Origin of the sequence: Bacillus thermotolerans (assembly GCF_000812025.2) — a bacterium.
GTDB classification, from domain to species: Bacteria; Bacillota; Bacilli; order Bacillales; family Domibacillaceae; genus Quasibacillus; species Quasibacillus thermotolerans.
Genome location: NZ_JWJE02000080.1, coordinates 1 through 8972 on the forward strand (window position 1 = coordinate 1; position 8972 = coordinate 8972).

The 8972-nt window shown below is 43.9% G+C and carries 8 protein-coding genes; 6 read left to right on the forward strand and 2 right to left on the reverse strand.

From position 1 onward, the window contains the following. Window positions 1-124 precede the first annotated feature (124 nt). Entirely contained in the window at window positions 125-1804 is a 1680-nt protein-coding gene (locus QY97_RS18190; RefSeq protein WP_039237946.1) for a glycosyl hydrolase family 28-related protein, read from the reverse strand. A 261-nt stretch (window positions 1805-2065) separates the two neighbouring features. On the opposite strand from QY97_RS18190, the gene QY97_RS18195 reads away from it, so the two are divergent. The 5 genes from QY97_RS18195 (at window position 2066) to QY97_RS18215 (ending at window position 7218) form a co-directional block, all read left to right on the forward strand. Continuing rightward, complete coding sequence (locus tag QY97_RS18195; RefSeq protein WP_039237945.1) at window positions 2066-3061, forward strand: glycosyltransferase family 2 protein; 996 nt, start codon at window positions 2066-2068, stop codon at window positions 3059-3061. Further along, entirely contained in the window at window positions 2988-3389 is a 402-nt protein-coding gene (locus QY97_RS18200) for a GtrA family protein (RefSeq protein ID WP_039237943.1), read from the forward strand. The genes QY97_RS18195 and QY97_RS18200 overlap by 74 nt, the downstream gene beginning before the upstream one ends. Next, window positions 3386-5980, forward strand: coding sequence for a YfhO family protein (locus QY97_RS18205; protein ID WP_039237941.1), 2595 nt, complete (start codon window positions 3386-3388; stop codon window positions 5978-5980). The genes QY97_RS18200 and QY97_RS18205 overlap by 4 nt, the downstream gene beginning before the upstream one ends. A gap of 79 nt (window positions 5981-6059) precedes the next feature. After that, complete coding sequence (locus QY97_RS18210) at window positions 6060-6383, forward strand: general stress protein (RefSeq protein ID WP_039237940.1); 324 nt, start codon at window positions 6060-6062, stop codon at window positions 6381-6383. A gap of 97 nt (window positions 6384-6480) precedes the next feature. Further along, window positions 6481-7218: a CBS domain-containing protein gene (locus tag QY97_RS18215; protein WP_052725903.1), complete on the forward strand. Its 738-nt coding sequence runs from the start codon at window positions 6481-6483 to the stop codon at window positions 7216-7218. A 236-nt stretch (window positions 7219-7454) separates the two neighbouring features. Here the strand turns inward: QY97_RS18215 and cobT are convergent, their stop codons facing one another. After that, window positions 7455-8492, reverse strand: coding sequence for a nicotinate-nucleotide--dimethylbenzimidazole phosphoribosyltransferase (gene cobT / locus QY97_RS18220; protein WP_039237938.1), 1038 nt, complete (start codon window positions 8490-8492; stop codon window positions 7455-7457). 174 nt (window positions 8493-8666) lie between these two features. Here cobT and QY97_RS18225 point away from each other — a divergent pair, with 174 nt between their 5' ends. Beyond that, window positions 8667-8849, forward strand: coding sequence for a CsbD family protein (locus tag QY97_RS18225; protein WP_039237935.1), 183 nt, complete (start codon window positions 8667-8669; stop codon window positions 8847-8849). Window positions 8850-8972 lie beyond the last annotated feature (123 nt).

The following is an 8972-nucleotide window of genomic DNA, read 5'->3' on the forward strand; positions in this document are numbered from 1 at the left end:
TAAAAAAACCTCCTCTTTCACGTATTCTGAGGAGATTCTACATATTTTTTCACTGTTTGTCCATTGACAGAAGACTTTATCAACAGAATGAAGAAGCTGCTTTCAAAAGAAAGCAGCTTCTTTGTTATATCGTTCGCTTGTCGCTTAGAATAGGGATCTTGTAACCTTCTGCCTCAATATGCTCGAGCACCGCCATTGGTGTGTTCGCCTCACAGCCGCAATCAGCCTGCTGGCCAATGGCCTTGACACATCGGACGCTGACCTTTTGAATGCCAGCCCCCACAAAAATCCCTTTTCTAGCTGAACGCTCAATGACGACATTTCGAATATGGACGTCATCTGCCCTTTGTTCCCCGCCAAATACCTTAATGTCTACACCAGCCGTTCTAAATCCTTTCAGATGAACACGATTCAAGTGGACATTTCTTGCTCGATACTGAATAGCAATAACCGGCTGTTCCTTATAGTCATACGCAGGGTCGCCCACAGCCGCAAAGTGATTAATGACGACATTTTTATAAGCAGATACTACCAGTGACCTTGGCCGGGAATTCCGGTAAAGAGCGGTTCGTATTGGGGCAATGGACACGATCCGGGAGGCAGTAATATTGTAGGCGGTTAGAGATTCCTCGTCCGACGCATGATGGTGGCCAATATGCCGAAAGTTGAATGATCGGTTATCGTTAACGGACAAATGGCCGACAATATGCACGTTTGAGGCAGCGGAGGAGTTATGATGTGCTTTAATTTCTACTCCTCCGAAGCACCGTGCCGTTGAATTGTTAAAGAGCCAGACGTTCCTTGAGCCGTCATCGACTTCAATGCCATTAGAATTGGAGATGCCCTCATTATGAGCTTTTCCGCTCGGATCGCACATATGGGAGCGGGAAATAAAGATATAATCGCTGTGATGTGTCGTAATTCCATCATCACCAAAGCCATAGCCGCTTAATCCATCAAGCCAGACATATTTGCTTCCGCCTTTTGCACGATATCCATCTCCTGAATAGCTATATTTCGTAGAAGATACATCAAACCCATGCAAACCGGGGTTGACAGCACGCACATCTTTCACCCAGCCGTATGTGACGTGGGCGTATGTCAGACAGCTGGAGCGGTTTCCTCCCGTGCTTGTGCGCGGCACATCACCGAGCCGCTCTACATTCCAATCAAGCGTCATACCTTCTACCAGGAGATGATGGTTTCCTTTTTTATGTTCGGCATTCGTCACAAGCCAGCTGCTTTTTGGCGATTTGTCATGCAGCTTTAAAGTAGTCCGGTCCTTGCCCGCACCGACGAGGCGTGTGCAGGAAGGCAATTTAATGCCTTTAACAATGAACACACCTTCAGGTACATGTACGGTTACTTCACCTTTCCCGATAGCCTGGCGGAACGCTTCTGTACAATCGGTGACTCCGTCTCCGACTGCTCCGTAGTCTGTGACATTCACTGTGCGAGATGTCTTTTTCTTCAAGGCCTCATATTCCTTATCCAGTATTCGTTTCCATTCTGGGTAGACAAAGCCCGTCTCATCTGCAATAGTTTGGCACGACACGGCTGATCTTGCTTGCTTCGCGGGAAGCACGAGACCAATCAAAAAACGGGCCGCCTTTTCACGCAAGCCGCGCAGCGAGAAAAAAGGCTGCTGCTTCCGCACAGATGGCGGCTTATAGACATTTTTACACTCTGCAAACAAAGCGTTGGTTTCTTCCACTACCTCTCTAACTGTAATATGGGAAGGAAAAAATGATGAAATGAGTTCTTCATTTTTATGAGGATCGTGGTTTTTATTTAAATGAATCACCTCTTACACCTGTCCTTTCGTTCATGTCGTTCTCTTCCAAGTCTGTACCCTCATTTTCACATAAAATACATTATTTTTTATTAGGGTGATTAATTGTAGAAAAAAAGGGTATATGGATACTTAGCAAGAATTAAGTAGATTGGTTATATCCGTTAATTGCATTTTTCTGTTCATTTTTTTGTTAATAAAGGACAATATATATAGAAAACGACATAATTTTTGCATTCCGCAAGTCTAATTTATAAAAAAGGGGCAGGAGATATGAAGACTATTTCCATCATCATACCAGCTTATAATGAGGAAGAGAATGTTCCATTGATCTATGAAAGAATTGATAAAGAGTTTACAAAGCTAGCGTATGATTATGAAATTTGTTTTATTAATGATGCAAGCACAGACCATACACTCGAAGAAATTAAAAGACTGGCCATGGTCACCCCTAAGGTGAAATACATATCGTTTTCAAGAAATTTCGGAAAGGAAGCTGCTTTGCTGGCGGGTCTGCAGCATGCGAACGGACGCGCTGTCATTATCATGGATGCAGACCTGCAGCATCCGCCTTCCTTGATCCCCTCTTTATTGCAGGGATATGAAGAAGGCTTTGACCAGGTCATTGCCCGGCGGAACCGGAACGGCGAGCATGCCGTAAAAAAATTCCTTTCTTCAAGCTACTACCGGATCATTAACAAGATTGTTGATGTAGAGCTTGAGGATGGGGTCGGTGATTTCCGTCTCCTCAGTGAGAAAGCTGTTCAGGCCCTCCTCTCTCTAAATGAGGGTCAGCGCTTTTCTAAAGGCTTGTTCTCATGGATAGGCATGGAGCAAAAGATCATTGACTATGATAATGTACTGCGTGAAAATGGCGATACGAAGTGGTCGTTCGCTAAGCTGTTAAATTACGGCTTTGACGGGTTAATTTCCTTTAACAACCGCCCTTTACGGATGTGTTTTTATACCGGGCTGATCGTGTTATTCCTGTCCATCGCCTATAGCGTCGCCATGCTGATTCAAGTGATGAACGAGGGCATTGTGGTGCCCGGATATTTCACCTTGATTACGGCTGTGCTGATTTTAGGAGGCATTCAACTCGTTAGCCTAGGTGTGATTGGCGAATACATCGGCCGGATTTATTATGAGACAAAGAAACGGCCGCCTTATTTAATCCAAGAAACCAACTTTGGGAATGGAGAGCAATATGAAAAGAACCAAACAAGAATTTATCAGATTCGTCATAATCGGGGGAATCAATACCTTTAATTATTATGCTGTGTATTTACTGCTGCACGCCTTATTGAACTGGCCATACATGCCTTCTCACGTGATCGGGTTCCTGGTCAGCTTCGTCATTTCATTTTTCTTGAATTCTTACTTTACTTTCAGAGTAAAGCCTACCCTGGCTAAGTTTTTGAAGTTTCCGCTGTCTCAGGTGGTAAACTTCACGGTCTCTTCTCTCTTTATATTTATATTTACTGATTACTTCGGTATAAGCAGTACGATCACTCCTATCTTTGCAGTGTTTGTGGCTTTGCCGGCTACCTTTATCGTAACAGGAAAAATTTTAAAAAAAGAGAGTGTTAGCGCATGAAGAAAAGCTATATGATTCTTTTACTTGTCAGCAGTCTGCTTCTATCCGCAGCTGCTCATTTCTTTTTTATCAAAGAGTGGCTTGAAGGCCGGTTCATGATTGGGCCAAATGATGGTTTATCCCAAATGGTCCCCTTCAAAAAGTTTATTTATGATCAATATACGGAAGGAAATTTCTTTTATTCTTGGGAATTTGGATTAGGCGGAGGGTTTTACAGCCAGCTGTCCTACTACTTCTCCACCTCGCTTGTGTTTCTTGTAACAGTGGGAATCGTATTCTTACTGGAAACCATGAAGGTAATCGAGCACCCAGACTTAATATTTTGGGCGGATACAACCTTATTTGTCAGCATCGCCCGTCTTTCTGGCATTATCCTGGCAGCCACCTTTGCCTTCCGCTATATGGGGGCTCGGCTCATGCCTGCTTTTACAGGGGCGGCGATATACGGTTTATGCGTCATGTATATGAGGCACGTCATCTTCTGGGAGTTCTTCTCAGATGCCATGCTTTGGCTGCCTTTAATCATTCTTGGCACGGAGAAAATTATACGGGAAGGAAAAACTGGCTGGTTCATCGCTGCTTGGTCGCTTTCCTTTTTTGACAACTTTTATTTTTCATACATACATCTTATCTTTTTATTTATATATATCGCCTTTCGCTGGCTCATACCGCTCACGGAACAGGAGCAGCCAAGGTGGAAGCAATTCCGTCTGTTCTTCTTTTCCGGGCTCGCCAGCTTTTGTATAGGGGCGATATCCTTTATACCGGCGGCCTACGGCTTCTTTAATAATTACCGGCCGCCTTATGAAGCGGATATTCCGCTGTTCCATATTCAGGATAATATTTTGTACGCTAGCAAGTATGTAATTCTGCCTTCTATTTTGCTGTTGTTTTTATTTATTCGCCCATTGTATAAAGTGCGGCCCTTTAAATTCTTTGCCTGGCTTTCTCTCTTTCTGATCGTCCTGCACTTCAGCCCGCTCGCAGGCAGTGCGTTTAATGGATTTTCAGCGCCGCAGTATCGCTGGGAATACATCCTTTCCTTTACAGCGGGCGGAGCCGTCGCCTGGGGTCTGCAATCGCTGAATAAAATCCGATGGAAGCCTCTGCTGTGGGCAACCGGCATAGCTACCATCATTTATGTCCTGATGGAACAACTCATGAAAGAGGCTGTAGCTCTGGACTTTCACAGAGAATGGCTGCTTGCAGTCAGCTTTCTTCTAGTTGCTGCCTTGCTGTTATTTTTGTACGTTTGGCAGAAGAAGGCGTGGCTTAAGCTGGCGCTGCAGGTCAGTGTTCTCCTTTCCTGCTTGATTGTTGTTCATGAATATGAGCGATTAACCATGTCAGAGAAGTTCAATGTCGGCACGGTTTCCCGTGGGTTTCTTCAAAGTCCTGAATATGATGGTGCTGAACAGCGGGAGTTAATTGAAAAAGCCAAAGAAGCAGAAACAGATCCTTTCTTCCGGATTGACTGGATGAACGGCCTGCGGAATAATACACCGATTGTCCAAGACTTTAACGGAACAAGCTTATATTCGAGTATTTTTAATCAGGAACTTCTTTTCTTCTATTGGCATAATTTGAAAATCGATATGGGAAGAGAAAGCGTCAGCCGGTATGCTACGCTGGGCAATCGGGCGAACTTGCATAGCCTATTGCAAACGGATTACTGGATGAGAGAAAAACAGAAAGAGGAAAATGCTCCTTATGGCTTCTCCCCTTTCGCAGAAACAGAGAACTACATCATGTACAAGAACGATTGGCCGCTGCCATTCATCCGGACAGCTCAGAAGGTATTCTATGAAGAGGACCTGGAGGATGCCTCCCCCCTTGATCGCGAGCATGCCATGCTGTCAGGTGTGGTGCTTAAGGAGAAGACAAGCCAAAGCGCTCCGCTTACGAGAGAAGAAAATTTGATCAATCAAGCGGGTCTCGAAACAAAGGGAGCAGCCTATGAAAACAACCTGCTTCAAGTCACCGAAGAAAAAGGTGGCATTAACATCATCCCGCCTCCGTCTGCTTCAGATGAGGGGGACTATTACCTTGCGTTCTATTTAAAAAACAAAGAAGGCAACGGATTCGCCTTAACAGTGAACGATTACCGAACCACTCGAAAGCCTGGCGACTCTATTTACAAAACAAACGTTCATTCCATTCTTGTTCGGGTGCCAAAAGAGGAAAAAATTAAGCTGCGCGTACCTAAAGGCACCTATGAATTAAAAGATATAGAATTGTATGAAGAGGATTACGAAGAGCTGCGGGCAGCAGCTGCTAAGAAGGCACCTTCGCCTTCCTTCGAATGGAAAAATAACCGAATTACGATCGATTATCAAAATGGCACAGACGAGCAGTACATGGTTCTTCCCGTTCCCTTTGAGAAGGGCTGGCATCTAAAAGTGAATGGTAAGAAGCAGCCTATTGAGCAGGCCAATTACGCCTTCATCGGTATTCCTTTGCAAGAAGGAGACAACCATATTGAATTAGTATATTACCCTCCTTTCTTTTTCTTTTCGGTGCTTCTCAGCATTCTGGGGCTAATGGGCGCATTTTGGCTCATAAGACGCTCTCATGAACAAAAGACACCTTGAGCTTTCGATGTTTTAAAAGCAGCGAAGAATGGTAAAGATAAAACGTGACGTAAAAGTATGAAACTAGGAGGCAGATCATATGGTAACAAAAACAGTGGAGAATGCTGTACAGGCTAAAAGTGAAATTGAAACATTATTATCTCAAGGATATTCTCGTGACGATATTTATATTCTTGCTCACGACAAGCACCGTGGAGAGGATATTACAGAAGCATTAAATACCGGAGAAGTCGGTATGAAAGAACAAGGGCTGATTGATAGTGTAAAAAATATCTTCCAATCCCGCGGTGACGAGCTGCGTTCCAAGCTCCAGTCACTCGGCCTTTCCGAGCAGGAAGCTGCCAATTATGAAAAAGAGCTGGATAAAGGAAGACTCGTTCTTATTGCTAATCAGCAGCAATAATTGACATGATACCGAAAAGCTGTTACAGCGAATCACTTTGCTGTAACAGCTTTTTTTCTAAAAGAAAATAGGCTTATATACAAAGGAGACGAAAATGATGGCGAAAAGCGTGAAGACAAGCGATGAACTTTCGGAGCGATTTGAGGCGGCGTTTAACCGAATACACAACTATTTAAAATCAGCCGTTAAACAGGCGGACAGTGATGCATTTATTGAGCTGCTTCATGTCGGTGCTCGCAAGCATGCCAGCATTCGCAAACATTTAGACGAGCTGAAACAGTTTGCCAAGTTAAGGAATGCCATTGTGCATGAAAAAACAGAAGCGGATTACTACATAGCTCAGCCACATAAGGAAATTGTGGAGCGGATTGAGCAAATTGACACCGTTCTGTCAGAGCCAGCCGAGGCCCTATCGATCGCCTCCTCTCCGGTCTATATCGTTGAAACGGATACCCCCCTTCTGCAGGTCCTTGATATTATTCGAGAAAATGGTCTTGCTGAGTACCCGGTATACGAGCAAGGCCGATGCAAAGGATTGCTTGCCGGAACGGAGATCTTAACATGGATGGCGGAACATGAAGCAGACGGAAAAATTGACTTGAATGGGATAACGGTCAAAGACATCACTACAGAACGAGATGAAGATTCGATCGCTTTCGTCAAAAAAGAGGCGAATATTTTTGATGTAGAATATACCTTTGAAGAGTATCAATCAAATGACAAAAAGCTAGAAGCAATTTTGATTACTCCAGGCGGTAAGTCAGACGAGCTGCCGGTCGGCATGATCACCTCCTGGGATTTAATTAAGAATAATGACATCATTATGGATTCTTAAACTTTTCCTGTTCGCTCTCCTTCTTTCAAATTTCTCTATCTCTATATCCTTCAAAGCAGCTTATCCTTTATTGCTGCCATAAGGAGAGAAGAAGAACTATAGAGAAGACTTTTGAACCGCTAGCGGCTAGTCCCCAATAAATCAAAGTTTAAAAGGGGAGTATGCCGCTGTTTTTGTTCAACTAGAATATATAGTGGCCATCTTTCATGAGCTTCGCACCAGAAGGCTCGGTATGTTTACTGCTGGGAAGACGCTACTTTAGCACTCTCGAAAGTAGCCATCTCTGTTACCATTCTTACAGCCGATTCAAGTATAGGAAAGGCAACGGCAGCTCCAGTGCCTTCACCGAGCCGCAAATTTAATTGAAGAATCGGTGTCTTGTCAAGGTAATCCATTGCTTTTTTATGTCCCGGTTCGGCCGAATAATGGGAAAGAATCATATAATCAGTTGACCGTGGATGCAGTAAATGGGCAATGCAAGCTGCAGCTGTGCAAATAAAACCATCGAGCAAGACCGGTATTCTTCTTTCAGCTGCGGCCATCATCGCCCCCGCCATGGCTGCAATTTCTAACCCGCCGAGTTTAACCAGCACATCTATTGCGTCACCGGGATTCGCTTTCCTATCTTCCAGCACCTGTCTAATGACTTCTATTTTTCTTTTATATTTTTCTTCAGAAAGCCCAGTGCCATAGCCCACCACTGCTGCCGGGTCGCTGTCCGTCAAACATGCTGTAATCGCACTGCTCGCCGTTGTATTGCCTATCCCGACTTCCCCGACAATAAGGCACTTTACTCCGTTTTCAATAAACTGGCAGGCTTCTTCATAGCCAGTCATCACTGCTTTCTCAGCTTCCTGCGCGCTCATCGCCTCTTCTTTTAAAAAGTTGGCTGTTCCTCTTCTTACCTTTTTATGTATAACCTTAGGGTTTGATATATCAGCAGCAACACCTACGTCTACTACTTTAAACCTGGCACCGATCTGACGGCCAAACACACTTATAGCCGCTCCTCCGTTTACCATATTCTCGACCATCTGCGCAGTCACTTCCTGTGGGTAAGCTGACACACCTTCCTTTGCAACTCCATGGTCTGCTGCAAAAACAATAATGCCCGGCGGCGAGATTTCTGTAGCAAGCTGACCTGTCATTTCAGCTAAATCGACCGCCAGTTTCTCTAATTCCCCTAGGCTTCCAACAGGCTTAGTTAATGTATCAATGTAAGCCCTTGCTCTTTCCCCTGCCTCTTGATCTTGTGGTGGAACTTGAAATTTCATCACTGGTTTCCTCTCTTTCTATACTGATGATACAGTTTAAAAAACCGTATGCATTTATTTTCCAGTATAGTAGAGAATATCTCAACTATTTTTCTTTGTTTAACCTTTCTTGCAAAGGGAATAAAATACTATCACCCTATTAATTATTTATAATTACAACTTGGAGGGATCAACATGAAAAATAACGGAATGGAAGACAAGTTAAAAGGATTAGGCAATAAAGCAAAAGGGACAGCGAAAGAGGCCTGGGGCGACGCTACGAATGATGCTCGTTCGAAGGCAGAAGGGAAAGCCGATCAATTGAAAGGCGATCTTCAGCATTCAGTTGGAAAAGCAAAAGATAAATTCAACCATTAATAAATGTTGTTAAAAAAGCCGCCCAGCTTACCAGGAGGGCACTGAAAAACTTACGTTTTTTATTCTGCAAATTCAAATGAATACAAAAAGGCAATTTTCCACCTGTTTTTCAAGCGGAAAATT

Coding starts and splice junctions, on each gene's coding strand:
- QY97_RS18195 (WP_039237945.1), top strand. CDS start 2,066: ATGAAGACTATTTCCATCATCATACCAGCTTATAATGAGGAAGAGAAT.
- QY97_RS18200 (WP_039237943.1), top strand. CDS start 2,988: ATGGAGAGCAATATGAAAAGAACCAAACAAGAATTTATCAGATTCGTC.
- QY97_RS18205 (WP_039237941.1), top strand. CDS start 3,386: ATGAAGAAAAGCTATATGATTCTTTTACTTGTCAGCAGTCTGCTTCTA.
- QY97_RS18210 (WP_039237940.1), top strand. CDS start 6,060: ATGGTAACAAAAACAGTGGAGAATGCTGTACAGGCTAAAAGTGAAATT.
- QY97_RS18215 (WP_052725903.1), top strand. CDS start 6,481: ATGGCGAAAAGCGTGAAGACAAGCGATGAACTTTCGGAGCGATTTGAG.
- cobT (WP_039237938.1), bottom strand. CDS start 8,492: ATGAAATTTCAAGTTCCACCACAAGATCAAGAGGCAGGGGAAAGAGCA.
- QY97_RS18225 (WP_039237935.1), top strand. CDS start 8,667: ATGAAAAATAACGGAATGGAAGACAAGTTAAAAGGATTAGGCAATAAA.